Annotated in this window: 17 protein-coding genes and 3 pseudogenes; 6 read left to right on the top strand and 14 right to left on the bottom strand. The window is 69.3% G+C overall.

Annotation, left to right across the window (positions count from 1 at the left end; genetic code table 11):
• The first annotated feature begins 150 nt into the window (after positions 1-150).
• Positions 151-1,242 carry a glutamate--cysteine ligase gene (locus tag ABZX79_RS11830; protein ID WP_355254777.1) on the top strand — a complete coding sequence of 364 codons (1,092 nt, stop codon included), beginning with the start codon at positions 151-153 and terminating at the stop codon, positions 1,240-1,242.
• Positions 1,243-1,577: 335 nt separating this feature from the next.
• Here the strand turns inward: ABZX79_RS11830 and ABZX79_RS11825 are convergent, their stop codons facing one another.
• Positions 1,578-2,564, bottom strand: coding sequence for an LLM class flavin-dependent oxidoreductase (locus tag ABZX79_RS11825; protein WP_355254775.1), 987 nt, complete (start codon positions 2,562-2,564; stop codon positions 1,578-1,580).
• Between the two features lie 143 nt (positions 2,565-2,707).
• On the opposite strand from ABZX79_RS11825, the pseudogene ABZX79_RS11820 reads away from it, so the two are divergent.
• From ABZX79_RS11820 to ABZX79_RS11810, 3 genes and pseudogenes are all read left to right on the top strand, one after another.
• A pseudogene (locus tag ABZX79_RS11820) lies at positions 2,708-3,056 on the top strand (response regulator); the annotation flags it as partial.
• Positions 3,057-3,073: 17 nt separating this feature from the next.
• Positions 3,074-3,517, top strand: a pseudogene (locus ABZX79_RS11815) (sortase); the annotation flags it as partial.
• 214 nt (positions 3,518-3,731) lie between these two features.
• Positions 3,732-5,798, top strand: coding sequence for a SpoIIE family protein phosphatase (locus ABZX79_RS11810; RefSeq protein WP_355254773.1), 2,067 nt, complete (start codon positions 3,732-3,734; stop codon positions 5,796-5,798).
• Between the two features lie 53 nt (positions 5,799-5,851).
• Here the strand turns inward: ABZX79_RS11810 and ABZX79_RS11805 are convergent, their stop codons facing one another.
• The 4 genes from ABZX79_RS11805 to ABZX79_RS11790 form a co-directional block, all read right to left on the bottom strand.
• Positions 5,852-6,445, bottom strand: a complete 594-nt coding sequence (locus tag ABZX79_RS11805; protein WP_355254922.1) for a hypothetical protein — start codon at positions 6,443-6,445, stop codon at positions 5,852-5,854.
• Positions 6,446-6,579: 134 nt separating this feature from the next.
• Positions 6,580-6,858 carry a hypothetical protein gene (locus ABZX79_RS11800; RefSeq protein WP_355254771.1) on the bottom strand — a complete coding sequence of 93 codons (279 nt, stop codon included), beginning with the start codon at positions 6,856-6,858 and terminating at the stop codon, positions 6,580-6,582.
• A 1,375-nt stretch (positions 6,859-8,233) separates the two neighbouring features.
• Entirely contained in the window at positions 8,234-9,064 is an 831-nt protein-coding gene (nadE, locus tag ABZX79_RS11795) for an ammonia-dependent NAD(+) synthetase (protein ID WP_355254769.1), read from the bottom strand.
• 43 nt (positions 9,065-9,107) lie between these two features.
• Positions 9,108-9,809, bottom strand: coding sequence for an SMI1/KNR4 family protein (locus ABZX79_RS11790; RefSeq protein WP_355254767.1), 702 nt, complete (start codon positions 9,807-9,809; stop codon positions 9,108-9,110).
• A gap of 78 nt (positions 9,810-9,887) precedes the next feature.
• Here ABZX79_RS11790 and ABZX79_RS11785 point away from each other — a divergent pair, with 78 nt between their 5' ends.
• Positions 9,888-10,319 (top strand): GNAT family N-acetyltransferase, encoded by a 432-nt coding sequence (locus ABZX79_RS11785; RefSeq protein WP_355254765.1) that lies wholly within the window; start codon positions 9,888-9,890, stop codon positions 10,317-10,319.
• A gap of 90 nt (positions 10,320-10,409) precedes the next feature.
• On the opposite strand, the gene ABZX79_RS11780 is transcribed toward ABZX79_RS11785, so the two are convergent.
• From ABZX79_RS11780 to ABZX79_RS11770, 3 genes and pseudogenes are all read right to left on the bottom strand, one after another.
• Positions 10,410-11,708 carry an amidohydrolase gene (locus ABZX79_RS11780; RefSeq protein WP_355254763.1) on the bottom strand — a complete coding sequence of 433 codons (1,299 nt, stop codon included), beginning with the start codon at positions 11,706-11,708 and terminating at the stop codon, positions 10,410-10,412.
• Between the two features lie 212 nt (positions 11,709-11,920).
• Complete coding sequence (locus ABZX79_RS11775; RefSeq protein ID WP_355254761.1) at positions 11,921-12,601, bottom strand: class I SAM-dependent methyltransferase; 681 nt, start codon at positions 12,599-12,601, stop codon at positions 11,921-11,923.
• Between the two features lie 476 nt (positions 12,602-13,077).
• Positions 13,078-13,406, bottom strand: a pseudogene (locus tag ABZX79_RS11770) (transposase); the annotation flags it as partial.
• A gap of 177 nt (positions 13,407-13,583) precedes the next feature.
• Here ABZX79_RS11770 and ABZX79_RS11765 point away from each other — a divergent pair.
• Entirely contained in the window at positions 13,584-13,901 is a 318-nt protein-coding gene (locus tag ABZX79_RS11765) for a hypothetical protein (RefSeq protein WP_355254759.1), read from the top strand.
• Between the two features lie 294 nt (positions 13,902-14,195).
• Here the strand turns inward: ABZX79_RS11765 and ABZX79_RS11760 are convergent, their stop codons facing one another.
• From ABZX79_RS11760 to ABZX79_RS11735, 6 genes are all read right to left on the bottom strand, one after another.
• Positions 14,196-15,398 (bottom strand): IS701 family transposase, encoded by a 1,203-nt coding sequence (locus ABZX79_RS11760; protein WP_355254920.1) that lies wholly within the window; start codon positions 15,396-15,398, stop codon positions 14,196-14,198.
• Positions 15,399-15,850: 452 nt separating this feature from the next.
• The gene (locus ABZX79_RS11755) at positions 15,851-15,997 is read right to left on the bottom strand and encodes a hypothetical protein (RefSeq protein ID WP_355254758.1); all 147 of its coding nucleotides are present in this window, start codon (positions 15,995-15,997) and stop codon (positions 15,851-15,853) included.
• Positions 15,964-16,116 carry a hypothetical protein gene (locus ABZX79_RS11750; protein ID WP_355254918.1) on the bottom strand — a complete coding sequence of 51 codons (153 nt, stop codon included), beginning with the start codon at positions 16,114-16,116 and terminating at the stop codon, positions 15,964-15,966. The genes ABZX79_RS11755 and ABZX79_RS11750 overlap by 34 nt, the downstream gene beginning before the upstream one ends.
• 308 nt (positions 16,117-16,424) lie before the next feature.
• Positions 16,425-16,958, bottom strand: coding sequence for an SMI1/KNR4 family protein (locus tag ABZX79_RS11745; RefSeq protein WP_355254756.1), 534 nt, complete (start codon positions 16,956-16,958; stop codon positions 16,425-16,427).
• A gap of 222 nt (positions 16,959-17,180) precedes the next feature.
• On the bottom strand, positions 17,181-18,362 hold the full coding sequence (locus tag ABZX79_RS11740; protein WP_355254755.1) for a PLP-dependent aminotransferase family protein: 1,182 nt from the start codon (positions 18,360-18,362) through the stop codon (positions 17,181-17,183).
• Positions 18,363-18,623: 261 nt separating this feature from the next.
• Positions 18,624-21,074 (bottom strand): sel1 repeat family protein, encoded by a 2,451-nt coding sequence (locus ABZX79_RS11735; protein WP_355254753.1) that lies wholly within the window; start codon positions 21,072-21,074, stop codon positions 18,624-18,626.
• Positions 21,075-21,150 lie beyond the last annotated feature (76 nt).

Genomic DNA, 21,150 nt, shown 5'->3' with positions numbered 1-21,150 from the left:
TGAGAGAATGTCGACTTTGCGTCCTGCCTCACGCTTACCGCCCGTGACAGCATGATGACCATGACGAGTACAGGGCGTACGTCCGCCGGTACACAAGGACCGCTCGCAGGCCATGGCCGAAGCCGGACCGTCGCAGGCAGACACGCCCCCATGACGGTGGGAGCCGAGGAGGAATTCCTCCTGGTCGACCCTGTGTCGCGCGCGGTGAGCGCGGAGGCGGAGAAGGTGGTGGCCGAGGCCGCGGGCGAACTCGGCGATCGCGTCGGCATGGAGCTGACGCGCTACCAGGTCGAGGTGCGCACCGACCCGCACACCAGCCTGACGGAGCTTGCCGAGCAGGTCCGGTCCACACGCACGGCGGTCGTACGGGCCGCCGCGCGTCAGGGCCTTCGCGTCATCTCCAGCGGCACCCCGGTCCTTGGCCAGGCCTCCCCGCCGCCGCTGGCCCCGGGCCCCCGCTACACGTTGAGTGCCGAGATGTTCCGCGCCCTGGACGACGAACAGTGTGCCTGCGCCTGTCACATCCACGTCGGCGTTCCCGACCTCGCCACGGCGCTGCAGATCAGCAACCGCCTGCGCCCCTGGATCCCCGTTCTGATCGCTCTCACCGGCAACTCGCCCTTCTGGGCCGGGCGTGATACCGGGTACGCCAGCTGGCGTACGACGACCTGGGGACGGTGGCCGGTGGCCGGGCCCCCGCCCTACTTCGAGTCCCCCTCCCACTTCGAGGACCTCGTCGCCGGCTTCATCGCCACCGGGACGGTAATGGATCGCGGCGGCCTGTACTGGGACATCCGGCCCTCCCACCATGTACCTACGCTCGAATTCCGCGTCGCCGACGCGACCGCCACACCGGGTGAGACCGTGCTGCTCGCCGGTCTCCTCAGGGCGATGGCCGCTACCGCCCTGCAGGCCATCGCTGCCGGGGACCCGGTATTCCGGCCCGGGCCGGAGATGCTGCGCGCCGCCTGCTGGCGCGCGGCCCGCGACGGCCTGGCCGGGCAGGGTATCGACCTGTCCACCGGCGGCCTGTCCCCCGCCGTCGGCCAAGTCGACGAACTCCTGTCCTGGCTGCAGCCCGCGCTACACGACCACGGCGACACGGAACTGGTCAACACGCTCTGGTCACGCCTGCGCGCTGCCGGCAGCGGCGCGTACCGCCAACGTGCCGCCTACCAACGCCGAGCCAGTCTCGTCGACGTCATCGACCACCTCATCTCCACGACAACCTCGTCGCGTTGAAGGTGCCCGGGAGCGCCGACCGACCACCCTGTCGTACCCGGTCAGGGTAGGCGCCGTCCGGGGCCTGCTGTGGTGTGGTGTCGTCCGAGTTCCACGCCCTGGTGGCAGTTGATCCCCGATCGAATCGTCACTCCCACCCCCGGGGGCAACCGCAGCGCGTTGGTGCGGCGCGCCGGCGGTCTGCGGCACCTCCTTGACCGGCTCCCCGTCGGCGTTCGGAACACCCGGCGGTCCCGTGACGCGGGTCATCAACTCAAGCAACCGCATCTGTGGATCGTTGTCGCTCGGCGGAGCACCTGCGACGTACGGGCACAACGTCCTCCCCCGCAGTGTTCCTACGGTGCTGTCGTGGCCTCGGAGTAGTTCTTGATCAGTTCGTAGGAGCGAATCCGGTCGCGAAGGTCGTAAACGGGTGTGGTCAGCATGAGTTCGTCCGCTCCGGTCTCATCAGCCAGTTCTGTGAGCCGGTGTACGACGGCCTTGGGTGTTCCGACGGCTTGCTGCGCACGGAAGCCGGCCAGCGCCTCTCGCTCCTCGGCCGTGAAGGTGTGGCCGGCCGCCTCCGCGGGCGTGGGAAAGGGCGTATCACTCAATCCTTTGAGGAGCCCGGCTTTGACGACGTCCATCGGTCCGACTCGCCACGCGGCTTCTTCCTCCGTCTCGGCACACACCGCCTCCACGCACAACAGCACGCGAGGATGCTCGCACCACCGGGACGGGGTGAACGCCCCCCGGTAACGCTCCAGGGCAGCACGGGTGTTGTCCGGCCGAATGTGGTGTGCGATGGCGATCGGCAGACCGAGTCCCGCGGCGAGAGCGGCACCTGCGGTGCTGGAGGCCAGCAGCCATGGCTCCGGCAGCGGGCCAAGTGCGACTTCGTCGACCAGAAAGGACAGGATCACCTCTACGTCGCCCTGGTACTCCGCATCCGTCGCCGGTCCGGCTCCGCGGCGAAGTGCCCGTGCGGTGGCCTCGTCAAAGGTGCCAGGGCCGCGGCCGATGCCCATGTCGATGCGGCCGGGGTGCAAGGCGGCCAGTGTTCCGAACTGCTCCGCCAGCGTGATGGGGGCGTGGTTGGGGGCCAGTACGCCGCCCGAACCGACACGGATGACCGAGGTCGAAGCGGCGGAGTGCGCGGTCAGCACGACCGGTGGGAACGCGCCGATCGCGGGTGAGTGGTGATGCTCGGCGTACCAGATCCGGTGGTAGCCCAGCCGTTCCAGTCCCTGTGCGAAGGCCGCGGTGTCGCGCAGGGTATCCACGGCTCGGGCGCCCGTTTGAACCATCGCGACTTCCAGCGCTGAAAGAGGTATATCGACCATGTCCCCAGCATAGAGAGGGCGTTGCCGGGGCTGTGACCCACCACGATGCCCAGTCCGGCACGCCTCCCACGCCTTCGACTTGCTGGAACCGGCCCTCACGCCCCAGCCCTGACCACACGCACGCACCGTCTACGATCGTGCGTGTGTGGGCGAACGTGATAGTCGCGGAAGACGACGCGAAGCAGGCCGAACTCGTCCGCCGCTACCTGGAGCGCGAACGGTACGCGGTCACCGTCGTCGGGAACGGCCTCGCCGCGCTCGAAAGGGTCCGGCGCCACGCTCCCGACCTGCTCGTCCTTGACGTAATGATGCCGCGGGCCGACGGACTGGACGTCGTACGTGTACCGCGCGCCGAGTCGCGCGAGTTGCCCGTCCTCATGCTCACCGCCCGGACCACCGAGGACGACCTGCTGCTGGAGCTGGACCTGGCGCCGACGACTACATGACCAAGCCGTACACAGCCCACGCGAGCTGATGGCACGCGTCCGTACGCGACGACCGCTTCCTGCCTGATCGTCGCCGCCCTCACGAGTCGCTCGTCCGACGCGACGGAGGCCGGAGCCGCTGCCGCTGCCGCTGCCGCTGCCGGGGGATCGTCCCCGAGGGCCTCCGCTGCCGCCGGCAACCCGGACGCGACCACCGCGGACGGCACCGTCGAGGTCCCGCCCGAGGAGAAGGGCATGACCACGGGCTGGTACACGGGCGGTCCCGTACCCGGTGAACCCGGGCCCGCCGTCATCATCGGCCACAACGACACCCGTCTCGGCAAGGCCGTCTTCCATGACCTCGAAGACATCGCCAAGGGCGCGGACATCGCCGTACGTAACGAGAAGGGAAAGACAGCACACTTCACCGTCACCGGAACCGAGACCGTCAGCAAGAACGCCTTTCCCACGGCCAAGGTGTACGGCGAGACCAAGGGCCGTGTCCTACGCCTGATCACCTGCGACGGCGTGGGATCCGTGGACACCGTTGTCACGGGCCTGGCCCGAGGAGCACCCGTCGCCGCAGTCAGCGTGAAACACCCCCTCGGACCCGGCCGGGGCGGTCCGGGGGGACGGAGCCGCCCCATGTCCGCACAATGGAGGCAGAGGGCCTGAGCCGCGTGCCCGGCGTGCCGTCCACGCGGACTCGGACCAGCCATGGCACGCGTGGAAGGGGCCGCTGGTGCCGTCAGATCGGTCGGGGGGTGAGAAGGCTCCCGGTCCGCTCTGGTCCGAGCCCGGGACGCTGCTGGAACACGTGCGCGTGGCGGTCTTCGGTATCGGCGAGGACGACCGGATCTGTTACTGGGGGCCCGGTGCGCAGGATCTCTTCGGGCACGACCCGGCGGGGGCGCTGTCCCGGCCGGCCGGCCTCCTCCTCGCGGATCCGCCCCCGGGCGCCGCCGACGCGCCGGTGTCGCTGGCGGAGCGAGGCCGCACGCTCGGGTACTGGCGCGGCCGGCTGCGGGCCCGGCACCGGGAGGGCACGGTCTTCGACTGTGGTTTCCGGGTGTTTCCGGTGACCGGCGCGGGAGGGGCGTCCGTGGTCATGGCGCTGGCCAGCCGGAGCGACCAGCTCGACCGGGTGAAGACCAATCTGGCCTTCCTCGACTCACTCTTCGAGACCTGCCCCATCGGCCTGGTCATGCTGGACGAGGAACTGCGCTACGTCCACCTCAACCAGGCGCTCGCCGACATGGATGGACTGCCCATAGCAGATCACCTCGGCCGGCGGATGGACGAGATCATGATCACCTCGGACGGCGGCGAGTACCAGCGGATGCTGCGGGCGGTCGCCGAGGAGGGCCGGCCGGTGGTGGGCGCGCTGGTGGGGGTCCGCACGCCGGGGCACCCGGACCGCGATCAAGTGCGGTCGGTGAGCTTCTTCCCCCTCAGCGGGGCGGTCGGCAGCCGGCCGGGCCTGGGCGGGCTGCTGGTGGACGTGACCGACCGGGAGCAGGCGATCACGGAGGCGACCGCCGGCCGCCGGCGGTTGGCCTTGCTGAACCGGGCCGCGACCACTATCGGCACCACCCTGGACGTGAACGTCACCGCCCGGGAACTGGTCGACGCCGCGGTGCCCGACTTCGCCGACGCCTCCGTCGTGGAAGTCGTGGAGTGGATGGACGAGCCCGAGGTGTTCGACCCGGAACGCCCACTGATCACCCGCCGGATCGCCTCCGGCACCACCCTGCCTCCGCCCGCCACCGAACTCGTGAGCGGACTGGAGCACGTGACTTACCCGCCCGGTTCCGCGATCCACCGGATGCTCGCAACGGGCAGCGTCGTCTCCGTCCCGGTGGACGACGAGTTCGTGACCCGGACCGTCCTGCACCAGGACCGTGCCCAGTTGCTCAGGGACAGCGGTCTGACCTGCATTCTCATCGCCCCGCTCATCGCCAGGGGCACGGTCCAGGGCCTCACCATGTTCGGCCGCTCGGCGGCCCGTCCCGCCTTCACCGGCCAGGACCACGGCCTGGCCGGTGAGCTCGCCTCGCGCGCCGCGCTCTGCCTGGACAACGCGCGCCTCTACAGCCGCGTGCAGGACATCGCGCTCACCCTCCAGCGCGCGCTGCTGCCCAGCGCCCTGGCGACCAGCCCCTATGCGGAGGTCGCTCACCGCTATGTGCCCGGCAGCCACATCACCGAGGTCGGCGGCGACTGGTACGACGTGATCAGCCTGCCCGGCGGCCGGGTCGCTCTGGTCGTCGGTGACGTCATGGGGCACGGTGTGCCGGCCGCCGCCGCCATGGGACGGCTGCGCATCACGGCCAAGGCGCTCTCCCGGCACAACCAGGAACCGGGCGACCTGCTCGCCGAGCTCGACGCCTGTGCCCAGGAAGCCGGCATCGAACTGGCGACCTGTCTCTACATCCTGTACGACCCCGCCACCGGGCGCGCACGCATCGCCAGCGCCGGGCATCCCCCGCCCCTGGTACGACACCCGGACGGCACGGTCGAGACGATCAGCGAGGTCCTGGGCGTCCCCCTCGGGGTGGGCGGCCAGCCCTTCGCGACGACCGAGACCGACCTCGCCGAGGGCGCCGTCCTCGCCCTGTACACCGACGGCCTCATCGAGGCCCGTGGCCGGGACATCGAAGAGGGCCTGGATGCGGTACGCGCTGAACTGTCCAGCGACTCCGGCGACTTGGAGGCAGCAGCGGACCGCATCCTGGCCAGTCTGCTGCCCGGCCCGCCCGACGACGACACGGTGCTCGTCCTTGCCCGCGTCCACCGCGCGGGATCGTAGTGAAGCGTTTCTTGGCGTGCCGGCGATGGACTGCGCGGCAGCCGTACGAAACCTCATCCCGTGTGCGGCGGGGCTTCCCCTGCCCTCATGTACAGCTGCGAGGCGGAGGAGGTAACGGGGCCTTGCCGATCGGGCGTGGTGTACGCGAAGTTCAGCGCCGTGCGGCGCGAGCCGGGCCGGCGCAGCGGGGTGACGCGGTGTGCGGCGGTGTCGGCGCGCAGCAGGTATCCGTCGCCTGGGCGATGGTGCGCGTGGCGGACCGCAGCGGTATCCAGAGCGTTCAGGCCGGCGGCGTCAGGGGCCCACTGGAGGAGTCCACCGTCTGCGGGATCACTGGGTGCTTCGGTGACCAGGACCAGGGCCAGGGGGTAGTCGTCGGTGTGAGCGCCGTGGGTGTCGCCCTGTCGGTGGAGGATGTTGATGACGTGGCGTTCGAGCGGATCGGCCACCCCGACGGCTTTGAGGCCCGTGACCTTGCCGAGCCATGTGATCAGTGCCTCGTCACGGTACGAGTGCGGGATCAGATCCGATTCCCTGGTGATGACGTGGCCGCCGAGTGTGGTCATGTGGCGGGGTGAGTGATTCATGGACGCCATGGTGAAGTCCCGCCGCACGGCCACCTTCTCCAGCCGCTCCACCTCTGCCACCAATGCGAGAAGCGTCTCGGGTGGTATCAGCGAGGGCATCGGCAGGTAGCCGTCGGTGCCAAAACGATCACGTAGGGCTGGGGTGAACTCAGGTAAGGACAACACCGCCACGGCCTACCCCACTCCGCCGCACATCAACCCGAACCCTGTCCCTGCGATTGCGGCTCCAGACGCTCTGAGCGCCTCACGGCCGCCCTGCGATCTCGATGTCCGTTGCAGTGCGTCATCCTGGGCGGTTCACGGTCGGCGTCCAGGACGACGACATGAATCTCGCCGCCGATCCGGGGCGGGGCGACGTTCTCGTCCCACCACGACGGGTGCTTCACCTGATCGATGAAGCCAGCGGCGCCGCCCACCTCAACCTCCGCGCCCACGGGGGCGACCGTGACCACGGTCTGGAACCACTTCGACATGGGTGGGCTGAAGAACGCAAGGGGCCGCCGCCCAGGCTGCCGAGATCGAGCAGTGGCGTGCCGAGAGCCGGCCGGTGGAGTCGTCAGCCGGGGCGCTGTCAGCTCAGCGGCGCGAGCCGCTGATGGAGACCGTGCATCGTGGTGCCCGACCTGGCTTGGTCACGTTCCCTTGGAGGGGCTGTCGGCGATCATCCCGGCCGCCACGGGGCAGGTATTCCCGTACAGACGCGCCCAGACACGCCAACTCCCGCCGATGCACCGAACCCGGCGCGGGGTAATTGCCGCGCCGCACCCTCCACCGCGGTGAAAGGATGCCCCGGACGCGGGACGCACCGTGAGAAATGGGTGGGCTGACTTGTTGGAGAGGCTGGAGGGGCTGGACGCGGTGGACTGGCGCGGGCTTGAGCCGGTACGGCCGCACCGGCCGGCCACCGACGTGCCCACGGTGCTGCGCCGGATCGCGCGGGCGGACGCCACCACCGCCGGCCTTGCCCTCCTTGTAGAGCTGGAAGATTCCCATGCCCAGTGCGTAGACCATCCCGATCGCGAAGAAGGGCCCGGGACCGGCGTTCGTCGGGTCGTCGCTGTTGGCGAGGTCAATGAACCCCAGGGCGTACATCGGACCAACGATGATCAGCATGTCGAGCAGGTGCGCCCCCGCGCGCTGCCCCCAGTGGGCCAGCGGCGGACGCCCTGCCCCCGGCATTCCGGCTATTCCGGCCGACAGGTACGCCCCGTACGGCTCTGCGGGTGCTGCGGGTAGCCCTACTGCGGGGGCACGCTCTGCGGCGGCACGCCCTGCGGCGCCTGCTGCGGATAACCGGGCTGGCCATGCGAAGGCTGCTGGCTGTAGGGGTTCCGAAGCTCATGGCGAAGTCTCTCCCGTTCCTGTAATGGGGACGACGCGGCCTCAGCGGAGGGTTATTTCGGGGCACAAGCGGTGTGCCCCGCGCAGCCGCGATCTTGAGCGCCCATCGTGTTCGTCACATCGACTGCCTGCCCAATCCGATCAGCAGAGCCCGCGTCTGAAGGTTCGCTCCGGGCGGGGATCGGACCTGGGCCAACTCTTCGGCCCAGGGGGACGTTTCAGGGGAAAGCCTCAGCCGCGCCACCATCGCTCGTCGTCTGAGGTCGAGACGCGTGGCAAGGACGAGTCGGCCGTCACGGTCCCGGCCGAGGCCTCGATCCAGGCATCCCTGGGAACTTGAGTGCTCGCCCTTCCGGCCTGGTTCAGCCGGTCCTGAGCCGACCGTCGACCGCCAGCCGGTGGCGCAGCCGCTCTCGCACGGTCCGCAGTACCCTCACCGGCGCACCGAGTGCTCATGCTGTGTGTGCCGAGTGCAGCGCTCGCAGGGAGCGGCCTCAGAGGGCGACCTCAGGGAGCGACGGGCAGCTGACGCTTGTGGTCGGTGAGGCGGTAGCGGCGGACGATCGTTTCGAAGGCCCGCTCGTCCACCGGCTTGCCCTCCAGGAAGTCATCGATGTCGTCGTAGGTGACCCCGAGCGCGTCCTCGTCGGCCTTGCCCGGGTCGAGGGTCTCCAAGTCGGCCGTCGGCGTCTTCCACACCAGCTCGGCGGGCGCGCCCAGCGCGTCCGCGACGGCGCGCACCCGGCGCTTGGTCAGGCCGGTCAGCGGGACCAGGTCGGCGGCGCCGTCGCCGAACTTGGTGAAGAAGCCGGAGACCGCCTCGGCGGCGTGGTCGGTGCCGACGACCAGGCCGTCGTGCGCGCCGGCCACCGCGTACTGGGCGATCATGCGCTGCCGGGCCTTGATGTTGCCATGCACAAAGTCCTGCTGGTGGGCGTCGCGGAAGCTCACGCCGCCGGCCAGCGAGGCCTCCAGCGCGGCGTCGCTCGCGGGCTTGATGTCCACGGTCAGCACCTGGTCGGCGCGGATGAAGGAGAGCGCGAGCTGGGCGTCGTGCTCGTCGGCCTGGACCCCGTAGGGCAGCCGCATCGCGTAGAACCGCGCCTCGTGCCCGGCGGCCCGGGCCCGCTCGACGGCGAGCTGGCACAGCCGGCCGGTGGTGGTGGAGTCGACGCCGCCGCTGATGCCGAGCACGAGGGAGCGCAGACCTGTGGTGGTCAGCCGCTCGGCGAGGAACGCCACCCGGCGTTCGATCTCCCGATCGGCCTCGAAGATCTCGGCGACCTGGAGTTCCCGGGCGATCTCCTGCTGCAGGGCGATGGACGCCGGCTCGCTCACGTCTGCTCCTTGTTCCGGTTCACGATGTGCTGTCGCGGCCACCCTACCCAGGGCCGCGTCCGGGGTCCGACGACGTCGGCAGTACCGCCTGCTCGGCCCTCTCCAGCCAGCCGGTGTACCAGCGGGCGAAGGTCACCGGTTCCCCACCGTCGTCGAGGAGCGGCACGAGGTCGGCGTCGTCCGCCCGGCCGTCGGACCAGATCGTGCCTCGGTGGCTGCCACTGATGACCAGCCACTCGCGCAGGGCGCAGCCAAGGTGGCAGATCACGATGGCGCCGGCGGTGCGCTCGGGGGCGAACATGAGGGCGTCCCATTGCTCGTCCCACGCTTCGATGGCGTCGTCGAAATCCTCGATCTCGTCGAAGTCTTCTTCTTCGGGACGTTGGGCGAGGAGTTCGTCGAGGGTCTTGGGGTCCGGTCCCTGCTCGGGGAACGGCTCGGCGAGCATGGAGAGGTCGGCCAGGTCGGCACCGTCGCCTTCCCAGCGCCACCGGCCCTGTACGCGCCGTACGGGAAAAAGGCCGTACGCAGGTCCTGCGCCGCCCGCGGCAACGTGGAGGAGGAAGGTCCGATACTCCTCGGGCAGCCTCCCGCCTGTCTGGTCTTCGAGTTCAGCCAGTCCGTCCTCAGTGAGCGGCTCCTCCAGGGCCCACCGGTGCCCGAGCGCCCCGAACACCTCACTGCTCGTCGACTGAACGCCCAACGCCAGGACGCGTTCCCGTACCCCTGCCCACTGATCAACCATGAGCAGACCGTATGTGCCACCACTGACACCGATCTATCTGCTGGCTGCACGGCCAGGCCCACAACTACCATCGCGATCATGATCATTCGCAGGGAAGACGGATACGAGGTCGCTACCGATCCAGACCGTGTCGACATCGGCCTCGTGCACCACTGGCTTTCGACCGACGCATTCTGGGCCCTGGGCAGAAGCCGCGAGACAGTCGAGCAGTGCATCCGCGCGTCTTTGAACTTCGGCCTCTACGACGCCAACGGGGCCCAGGTGGGTTACGCACGCGTCATCACAGACTTGGCGACCTTCGCCTGGCTCTGCGATGTCTACGTCGACCCCACGCACCGCGGCAACGGCCTCGGCACCTGGCTTGCTGCTGCGATCCGCGACCACCTGGCCCCCTACAAGCTCAAGCGGGTACTCCTGTCCACCCTCGATGCGCACGAGGTCTACGCCAAGGTCGGTTTCGTTCCTTTCCCCGATCCTGAAAAGCCGATGATCATGGGTCCTGCGCAGTGAGGGTCTAGACCCGAACCTGACTACGGTGCCGTCATTTCTCGTGACGTCCGCTGCGACTCGTCGCGGTGGAGGGGTGTCAGTTCCGGTCGCTCACGAATGGGCGCGCGCGGCGAGCCAGCCCGACATCGCGCGGACGCCGATGCCGATGGCCCGCTCATCAGGGTCGAAGTCGCCGTAGTGCGGATAGCTGCTCGTGATGCCGGCGCCGGGTGCACGGACACCGAGGAAGGTGTAGGTGCCGGGTATGCGGTCGAGGAACAGCGCGAAGTCCTCACCGTTGAAGGGGAACGCCGCGTGCATCACCGTCACCCCGCCGGGGCCGAGCACCCGGCGCAGATGCCGCGCCACTGCCTTCGCCTCCTCCTCCGGACAGACCATGGCCGGGAACGGATCGGTGGGGAAGCTGACCAGGGCCCCGGCGTACGGCTTCGCCAGTCGGCGGATCTCCTCACGCACCTCGACGTGCCGCTCCTCGGGCCAGCAGCGGTACGACACCTGCACCTCGGCGCTGCCTTCGACGTCGGCTTCCTTCGCCCTGGCGCGTACGACCACGAACCGGGCCAGCGGCCCGCCCTGCGTCTGCACGTCCGCGACCATCCGCTCCAGGTCCGCGGGCGTCTGTGGGGGTGCCACCGTGGCGAGCCCCCCGATCTCCGCGGCCAACCGCTGCGCCGACTCCGTCGCGTCCGGGCCCGTCAGCGTGATCACGGCACGGTCCTGGCCCGGCAGTCCGCTGCCTGGCGTCACGGCGAACTGCCCCACCGGAAACGGGCCGCAGTGCAGGGCGTGGATCTCCTCGGCGCCGGTCCGCTCCAGCACTCCCGCGTCGATCATCGCGCGAGCACCCACGAGGGCTTCCTCACCCGGCTGGAAGAAGAAGACCACCGTGCCGCTGAGCCGGTGCCTCAGCTTCGCCAGGACCTGCGCGACGCCGACACCCACTGTGGTGTGGATGTCATGGCCGCAGACGTGGGCCGCCTTGGTGCCTCCCGTGACGATCCCCTCCGGCGGCACCGCGTCCGTGTCGGCCCTGTAGGCCACCGTACGTCCGGGGCGCGCGCCCTTGAGTACGGCGACGACCCCGTTGCCGCCCACGCACGTGGTCACCGCAAGCCCGGCAGCGCGGAGCCGGTCGGCCACCACAGTGGCGGTGCGGAATTCCTGCCCCGCCGTCTCGGGGTGCTCGTGCAGATCACGCCGCAACGCGATCAGGTCACTGTCGAGCCGCCCGGCGACGGCGTCGATCGCGGCCTGGTCCAGCGGACGGTGGCTGCGGCCGGAATCCGCTGCCGCAACGCTGCCGGACGCCAGCACCGCACCGGCTCCGGCCGCCGCGGCACCGCCGAGCATGGTGCGGCGGGTCAGGGCGGGCTTGCTTGGACGGGTCATTCTTCCCCCCAGTGACATGCGGTGTCGTCCCCGCGTGACAGTGTGCCTCAAGTACCCACCGACATAGGGAGATTGAGAGACCGCTTCCATAATCACGGAGCGGGAGCGGGAGCGGGAGCGAGGCTTTGGCCACGGAAGGTCGCCCGTCCTGACACGCACTTCAATGTCCGCACGGAGATTTACTCGCAGCGGACAGCGGTTGCCGCCTTCGGTCAGCGACGGGCGTGGAAGAGCCTGTAGGAGACCGCATTGTCGTCGCTGGGGGCGTCCAGGGTGTCTACCCGCTCCACGAGCAGCCCGTGATCGTTGAGCAGGCTCTCCCACAACTGGGTTGTGAGGACCCACATCTGGACGGTCTGGGTCCTTCCTCCGGCGAGTGGGAGGGCCTCTGGGCGCGGGGCGACCGTCGTGGAGGGACCATGGCCGGCGGAATTGGTATGCAGAGTGGTGAAGCACAGCAGGCCGCCCGGTTTGAGCCCGTCGGCGAGTGCTGGTAGCGCTCGATGAGGGTCGAGGTAGGTCAGCCCGTGCACGGAGTAGATGACGTCGTAGGGTTCGGCATGAGCGAGATGGTCAACCGCGTCTGCCAGGACGAGGCGCAGTCCCGCAAGGCCGGGGTACCGGGACCTTGCCCGAGCGTGCTGGCTGGGTGAGGAGTCGATGGCGTCGACGACGGCGCCGTGTTCGCGGACGAGGTGAGCCGCGTGGCGGCCCGTGCCGCATCCCAGGTCGAGCACGCGTTTACCGGTGAGGTCACCGAGGACTTCGGCTCCCGGTCCGGTTCCCCACCACCCCCAGTCGAAGCGGTCCAGCTCGGCCAGCGCGGTCCGCCGGTGGACGTGGTGACGTCCGTAGGCCTCCCAGGCGGTGGCATTGCTCGATTCTGCGATCAACTCATCTCCAGGGTCGTGGTTGTCGGTTCTCGGTTCTCGGTTTATGGGCGCAGGGCGAAGCACCGGTACGTGCGGATAGTCATGGTGTCCTCCCGGGACCAATTGGCGGTGAGCAGCTCGGCGTCGGCCGCCTGCAGCTCCCATGCCTCGGCGGCGCCATGGGCTTGGTCGTGTACGGAAGTGCCGACCCAGAAGAGCCCCTCCGGTGCGAGGAGCTGGCGTACGCGAGCCCGAAGTCCATCCGGCGCAGGTCGAGGTGCGGGTAGCGAAGCCGGCCAGTGGCCAGAGCAGTTGGTGCGCAGTCGACCCCGGTGCTCCGCAAGCGCTCCCTCACCTCATCCGATGTCCAGTGCTGGTCGCCCGCTGCCGGGGCCGGCGTGGTGGCGCAGATGCTCGGCTTTGGATGAGTCGAAGCGGCGGTAGCGGTGGCCGGCGCGCTACAGCGGGTCCCAGTACGCCTCGGCGGCCCCGGCGCCGTCCGCGCGTCCGGCAGTGCCGGTGTACTGACGCTGCACGCCCACCGTGGCGGCGCCCTTCTTGAGGTCGCCAGTCTCGTCGACGACCAACGCCGCCGCGGCGTCGCGCAGGTGCTCGACGACGAAGCTGCGATGTCGTCGCGTACCGCGTCGGCATCCCACTTGGCCCTCGACAGCAGGTGTTGCAGGCCGTACGGGTTCGCGTCCCCGGCATGCTCGGCCAGCGTCCAGCAGTTCTTGCGCGGCAGCTCCGAGAGCAACCCGAGCACGAACGCCCGTGCCCGGCGCCGTGGTTCCACCCAGCCGAACCGTCCCGCGATGCGGCCCATCAGGACCTCGAACGTCTCCTGCCAGCGGCCGGGATCTATGCTGTGACCTGCGGCCACCGACTGATCTTCTGTCTTCACACACCGATGATCACCGGTGGCGCATCCATTCCCGGACCAGCCCCGACCAGCAAGACTGCTATCTGGGCCGGAGTGCCAGCTCTGGAGTTGAATCGGCCGATGGACATGTCCTCCCGAGAGATCCGCATACCCCTCAACGAGGTCGTCGCCGTCCTACAGGACCTGAACGAGTTCGTGGTTTCCCTCGACCGACTCGGATCCCGCATGGGATCCGGAACCGCCGACGAGTACACCGTCGGCAAATTCATCCTCGACTGGGATGTCGCGCGGCGACTGTCCCGCGCCCGGAACGTCATCGATGTCGCGCTGGATGAGCAACTCAGCGAGGAAGCGAACCTTGAGATCAACGACCTGTGCGAGCAGGGCCGCTTCTACACGGACAGCGTCGGCTACCCCTCCGCCGACCAGTCCAGCTGATACGGCAAGCGCGTCGGACCGGACCGATCGAGACGGGCTCAACCGTGACCCGGCATCCCACCAACAAGATCACTATCTACAGCTGGAGTACTAGTACTCCAGTTGCAGTTCGCTATTCCTGCTGGTCAGGAGCCTGTTTCTCAGTGTAGTGAGCTGACTGGCCGTCATGTGGCGGGAGTTCGTGACCGGCGGTGCGTCGTTTGTAGTGGCAGTTTCTGGCGGCGGCCTGGTGACGGCGGCGCCAGCGGGACCATCTCAGTGTCTGATCGGCGTGATGCCCGCGGTGGTGTCCTGTCATGGGGCGGCAAGTTGCCAGGAGTCTGCGGATTTCTGCCAGGCTGAGCGGCGCGAGGGATGATCCGTTTCTGCGGCCCCCCTTTCCGTTGTGGCCTGGGCGGTCATGGCGGCGAGGAAGGCGTGGGCGAGCATGGCGAGGGTGATGTGCCGGTACCAGCCGACGTAGCGGCGGACTTCGTACTCGTCCAGGCCGCACTCGTTCTTCGCGCTCTGGAAGCACGACTCGATGGACCAGCGGCTGCCGGCCACTTTGACCAGCTGGTCGACGGTGGTTCCAGTGGGGGCGTGGGCCAGGTAGTAGGCGATCTCGTCGGGCCGGGCGATGCTGCGGCGGGCCAGTACCCACCTGCGGTGGGAGGGCTCGTCTCCGTCGAAGATCGGGACGGCAGGCAGCTGGGCGGCCGCCCAGTCATAGGCACGTGGGCCCTTGGCGCCGTCACCGCAGGAAAGCCGTTCCCATGCATCATCAGGGGCGTCACCGATGAGCTGGTCGATGCGCCAGCACCCGGCCAGTGACTTGACCTGCTGCGATTTCGGGACCGCGACGACGTAGCCGAGGCCGGATTCCTCGATCATGCGGCGGAAGTGCCAGTCCTGGCCATAAAAAGCGTCCGCGGTCACCCAGGAGATGGGCAGCGGCGAGGCCAGGGCCCGGGTGATCAGGAGGCGGGCCAGCTCCGTCTTGGTGGCGAACCCACGCTCGTCGGGCACCTTCGCCGCCCGGCACCGCTGGCGGTCGGACGTCCAGGACTTCGGCAGGTACAACTCCCGGTCTACCAACGTCCGGCCCTGTGAGGACGTGTAAGCCGCGAACACCGCGACCTGGCAGTTCTCGGTGCGACCCGCGGTTCCCGAGTACTGCCGCTGCACCCCGGCCGAGGTGGTGCCTTTCTTGAGGAACCCCGTCTCATCGATGACCAGGACACCGCCGGGCTCGCCAAGCCGCTCGGCGACGTATGCCTGCACGTCGTCACGGACTTCGTCCGCATCCCACCGGGTCCGGTTGAGGAGGTTCTGCAGCCCGTGAGGTGTGCTGTGACCTGCGTATTCAGCGAGCTGCCAGCCGTTTTTCCGCCCAACCGGCCCCAGCAGCCCCCGCACGTAGGCGCGCATCCGCCGCCGCAGGTCAGCCCGTCCGAACCGGTGGCCGACCCGCAGCAGCACCTCCTCGAGCTCGCTCGCACAGACATCAGGCCGCACATCATCTTGCACGATCAGAACAACAGCGATCGGCAGCCGCCGGTCACGAACTCCCGCCACATGACGGCCAGTCAGCTCACTACACTCAGAAACAGGCTCCTGACCAGCAGGAATAGCGAACTGCAACTGGAGTACTAGGCGATTGCGACGGTCACCGTATGGGTGAACGGGTCGGCTTTCTCGTCCCAGAGCAGGTGCTCGGGTCGCACCGTGCAACCCCTGAACACGGCCCAGGGGCTGGCCGCCGCTGCGGCCAGCCCCTGGGGGCCTTGTTCTGGCCGTTCCACTCACGTCAGCCGGGTGCCCACAAGAGGCACCCCCTAACAACGGAATCTCACGTCGCTGCATGGCGGGGTATCCGAGCCGCCGGCGCTGTCTCGCACCAGCAGCAGCACACGCCCCGGACGCCTCTCGCCACGTGGCTCGGGTCGTCCGCGCCTAACGACCGTGGTTCAAGCAGTGCGGTAGAGCCCGGCCAACTTCGCGATGGCGCGGGTCATCTCCGCGCAGGCCTCGGAAGGGGCGAGGACAGGTGGCCCGGTGGAGTAGCCGCCGGCGATACGGGTCACCCTGTCCAGCCGCTCCCGGTGCAGCCGCACGGCGATCGTGACGCCGCCGCTGCGCTCTCCACCTCGCGGCGCAGATCGTGCCAGACCTGGGTCAACTCCACGCCGGGTCTGCGGCGCACTTCCGCCTCGATGACACCGACCTGCGCCAGCCTGTCGGTTCGGAAGAGCCGCGGCTTGCCCTTGTGGTCGGCGACCAGATACCAGGCGCCGACGTTCCGGGCTCGTAGTAGTCACCGAACAGCTCGATGCGTTCGTTGTCCAGTGGGAGCAACGCGCCGCGCTCACGAGCACCAAGCCCGGATTTCTCGACTCCCGGCTGCACCGGGCCTGTACGACATCGCCGTCGGCCCCGCCGTGCTCAGCCGACCATGCCGGTGAGAGCCGAGACTTGACTCTGTACTGGGCGCGCGGCGGCGGCCAGATCCGACAAGGTTGCCTCACCAAGGGCACGGCCAAGTCACACTGATCGGAGCTGACGAAATTCGTGAGTGCTGAGGGGAAAACGTGAGGAGAGGATGCTGGACTGCACTTCGCCATCGAGAGCGGAGGCCAAGAATCTCGTGCATGTGGTCGGGTAGTGCTCCCAGCCGCTGCCGCGGGCTTCGTTCAACATGATGGTCCACTCTTCTGGCCCCTGCCCCGGACGGACGAGCCAGTAAAGACATTCTCCGTTGTCAGTAGTGGCCCAGGGAATGATCCGAGTTCCTGCTGCGGTTAATCCCGTCGGCTTCTCCTCGAATTCCCAGAGACCTTCAAGGGCTTCAGTCTGCTGATCTTCCCACTCGATGAGGTCGTAATTGTCATTGGGGCAGTCGGGCTCCAAGACATACAGATAGTCGTCCCAGTTGCTGCCTCCGTAGGTCTGAATGAGCTCCTTGTAGTCCGACGGGAGTTCCACGCCGAGAGTTTGCTCTGCTGAGCCCCAGTTTTTCTGACGTGGCTGCGATGGAGGCGGGACGAGCTGCTTGAGGCGTGCAAGGCCTGAATTCACCGGCGCTCCTGAAGTTCCGCTGTCGTTTCCTGCTCGCAGGCCGCATGATCTGACCCGACCTGGACCCCGGGCGTCCGCGCGCCAGTGACCGTATGCCCTGTTGCAGTTGCCCTCCAGCGACAGCCCGTAGCCCGCGGCGCGCTCCGTACATAGGCGGAGTCTCGTCCCTGTCCCGCTCGACCCGTTTGTGCACCATGGGAGGGCGTCCGCCGGATCTCCCTGCTAACGCAAGGCGTTCCCCAACCGCGCAAGCCCTTCCCGGATCACCTCCGGCGTCTCACTGACGAAGCAGAGCCGCAGGGTGGTCAGGTCGGGTGCACCGGCGTAGAAGGGCGCGCCGGGCACGTACGCGACGTCGTACGTGATGACCTTCCGCAGGAGCTCGGTGGCGTCAACACCCCCCGGAAGCCGCACCCACACGAACATCCCGCCCTCCGGCCGGGTCCACTGCGACCCATCGGGCAGTGCCTCCGGCAGCCCCGCGAGCATCGCGTCCCGCCGTTGTCCGTACGCTTCCCGCACCGTCGCCACGTGCGCGTCGAGATCGGAGTCGGCCAGATACCGGGCCGCGGCCAGCTGCGTGATGGTCGACGTGTGCAGGTCGGCGGCCTGCTTGGCGATCACGCAGGCGCGCAGCAGTTCCGCGGGCGCGCGCAGCCACCCTATTCGCAGCCCCGGCGCCATGACCTTGGAGAAGGACCCGATGAGTACGGTCCGGTCCTCCGCGCCCGGGTAGGAGGAGATCCACGGCACCGCCTCGCCCTCGTACCGCAGCTCTCCGTACGGGTCGTCCTCGACCACCCACATCCCGCACCGCGCCGCGACCTCTGCGACCCGCGCCCGCTCCTGACCGGGCATGGTCCGCCCGGTCGGATTGCGGAAGTTGGGCACGGTGTAGAAGAACTTCGGCCGCTCGGCCCGTACGACGTCCTCCAGCTCCCCGACATCCCGCACAGCCACCACCCGCGCCCCCGCGAACGCGAAGACCTGGAGCGCCGCGAGATAGCAGGGGTCCTCGACCACGACCACGTCGCCGGCCTCGACAAGCACGTCGGCGAGCAGCGAGAGCCCTTGCTGCGACCCGCTGGTGACCATCAGGGCATCCGCCGCCGTGGGCAGGCCTCGGGCACTGATCCGGTCGGCGATCGCAGCCCGCAGCCCCGGGTCCCCCTCGGTCGTCGAGTACTGCAACGCCGTCCCCGGCCGCTCGTCCAGGACGGCCCGGTAAGCGGCGGCCACCCCTGACATGTCAAAGAGCTCGGGCGCCGGGAGCCCGCCCGCGAAGGAGATCACCTCGGGCCGGGCGGTGAGCGCGAGGATCTCCCGTACGGGCGAGGCACCGACGGAGACGGCACGGGGGGCGAGCGGGGGGACCGGAGCCGGAACACGCACTGGAATCGTCATCCGCCCACCCTAGGGAAGAGGTTGCCCCCTGCACGCAATAGTTTCACCATCCGGGCAGGAAGCGAAGGTGGTGAGCGATTCCCCCTCGGGGCGATGCAGGGGCCGCAGGGCGGGGGCTCGCCCTCCCAGACCGCCGCGTGTTGCCGGCCGACCCGCCGCAGTACTCGGCCTCGACGTAAGCGACAGGATCGCTGCTGACTCAGGCGGATACTGCTCCCCTCAATCCCGACCCTCAATCCCGACCCGCAATCGCGTGACTGCTCAAGCCTGCTGATCGCCGGTTCGCTCTCGTATGCGGTCCAGTCTGCGAAGAGCGTCCCCGTCTCCGGCGTCGGCGGCGAGTCGGGCAAGGTGTCCAGCCCCCTCGTGGTCCCCGGCCCGTTCCCGCATCTCCGTCAAGCTGCGCAAAGCGTCCGTACTTCCGTTGCCGGCGGCCATTCGCGCCAAGCGCTCCGCCCCCTGCGGGTCCCCGGCGCGCTCCCGCAGCTCGGCCAGTTCGCGCAGGGCATGCCGGTCTCCGGCGTCGGCGGCGAGTCGCACAAGGCGCTCAGCGCCCTGGTGGTCCCCCGCCCGCTCGCGCATCCAGGCCAGTGTGGTGTAGCAGCGTGGGCTTCCCGCCTCGGCGGCCAGCCGGGCCATCTCCTCTGCACCTTGGCTGTTCCCCGCCCGCTCCAGCACTCTGGCCAGGGCGTTGTAGGCTCGGCGATCCCCCGCGCCGGCGGCCAGTTCGTAAAGGCGCTCGGCGCTCTCCGCGTCCCCGGTCTGCTCCCGCCCGCGGCCAAGTCGGCGGAAGGCGGCCCGGTCTCCGGCCTCGGTGGCAAGTCGGGCCAGCCTTTCGGCGCCCTGGTGGTCCCCGGCCCGTTCCCGCATCCCGGTCAAGCTGCGCAGAGCGTCCGTATCTCCAGCGACCGCGGCCAGTCGGGCGAGGCGCTCGGCTCCCTGTTGATCACCGGCGCGCTCCCGCATCCACGCCAACGCGGCGCAGCAGCGCGGGTCTCCGCCGTCGGCTGCCAGTCGGGCCAGGCGCTCGGCCCCCTGCCGGTCTCCGGCGCGCTCTCGCAGCTCCGCCAGCATTGCGTAGGCTCCGGAGTCGCCGGCGTCAGTGGCCAGACCGGCCAGGCGCTCGGCGTCGTGGCACTGGCCCCTTGCCTCGGCTTCCCGACTCAGCCGGGCAAGATGGCCCGCATTCTTCGCATGGTCGGCCGCGGCGGTCCAGAACGACTGCGGAGGGGCGGCGTCTTCCCTGCTGGCGCGGCCGTGGGCATCGAGGTAGTCGGCCAGGCGCGAGACACCTGGCTGCGCACCCATCCCCCCGGGCAGGGGCACGGGCTCCAAGGCCGCGGCAACGCGCTGCACCCGGGCTCGGGCGTCCGTGAGGGCCGACGCGAACCAATGGGGGCCCGCCCCGGTGCGCTGCTCGTCCGTGAGGTAGCCGGGAGCGGCATCGCGCAGGAAGGCGTCGGGCAGAGGCGCGTCCCAACCCAGCCGGTAGGCGTCCATAGCGGCAGTGACCAGGGCACGCGTGTAGCAGGCGGGGGGCTCCTGGGCGGATTCGTAACGGTCCACGAGCTGGAGGCCCGCTGCGAGGGTCTGGGTGATCTTCCCCTCCCGGGAGGCGCATCTGGCCTCCGTCAGCGCGGGGTCGACCTCGAGGCCGTCGAGCACCCGCAGGTCTTCCGCACCGAAGGCGGACGGGACACGCACGACGGTTGTGGCACCGGTCAGAAGTGCACGGGCATGGCGGTGCGGGTCAGCGCTGCCGAAGGCACGTTCACGCGGAGGCGCGGTCAGGTCGGTGAAGGCGGCGTCCCACAACGTCGCCACGACGATCACAGGGCCCGGCTGGGTCAGACGGGAGAGCAGGCCGGCTGCAAGGTCTTCCCCCTCGCTCCCGGAGAGAAGCTGGTGAGCGTCGTCGAGCCACAAGATGGTGCGCGGGACGAGCGCTCGGACGGCCATGACTTCCAGCGCACTTGACGCGGTACGGGGGAATACGAGGTCCCAGTCGTCCAGTCCCCTGACGTGCCGGACGGCTTCGTAAGCGGCACGGGTCTTGCCCGTGCACGAGCTCCCGCGCACCACCACCAGCACCGCCTCGACCCCCTCGGCCGCCGTACGCAGCGCCTCCCGCAGCGTCTGGTCGTGGGGACGCTCGACGTACGAGGGCAGAACGAACCCCGGGGCGTGCGAACCCATGCCCGAGATTGACGGATGAACCCGTAACCCGGCCGCCGTCCAGCGGTCCAGGCGCTGCGGCGGGTCGGCCAGAGCACCGCAGCGGGCCTGCGCCTCGGCGCCGACCAGGTCGGCGGCTGCCTGCCGGCCGCGCCGCGCTCTTTCGGCCTCCCGTACCCTCGCCCGGTTGATCGCGCCGTGCCGCTCCCGCCACCGTCGGGGATCGAGCAAGACCGCGTCTTCACGCGGGACACCGGCGCGGGTGGCCGCCTGCCCGATCACGGCTATCACACCGGCCAAGACCTCTACGTCCGCCGGGAACGCTTTGCCACTCAGCCAGTTGTCGATGGTGTTGTGCGAGCGCTGCGCGTGGGTGGCAAGGTCGCGCAGGGAGGGGCGTACCCCCGCCGGTAACTGTCGGCGCAGGTGTTCCACGCGCTTGAGGTCGTCGAAGAATTCTTCCTCCAGCGCGGCTGCGCTGCCGTCCTCGGTCGTGGCGCTATGGCCCGTCCCTCTCCAGCCGTCCAACACGTCCACCACCAGTGCGTCAGGGGGCTGCCAGCCTAGGCCCGCCATCTGGAGTCGGGAACACCGCCCGTCCAGTCTGCGGTGG

Source organism: Streptomyces sp. NPDC002994 (assembly GCF_040611155.1).
Taxonomy (GTDB): domain Bacteria; phylum Actinomycetota; class Actinomycetes; order Streptomycetales; family Streptomycetaceae; genus Streptomyces.
This window is presented reverse-complemented; position numbering and strand designations above follow the sequence as displayed.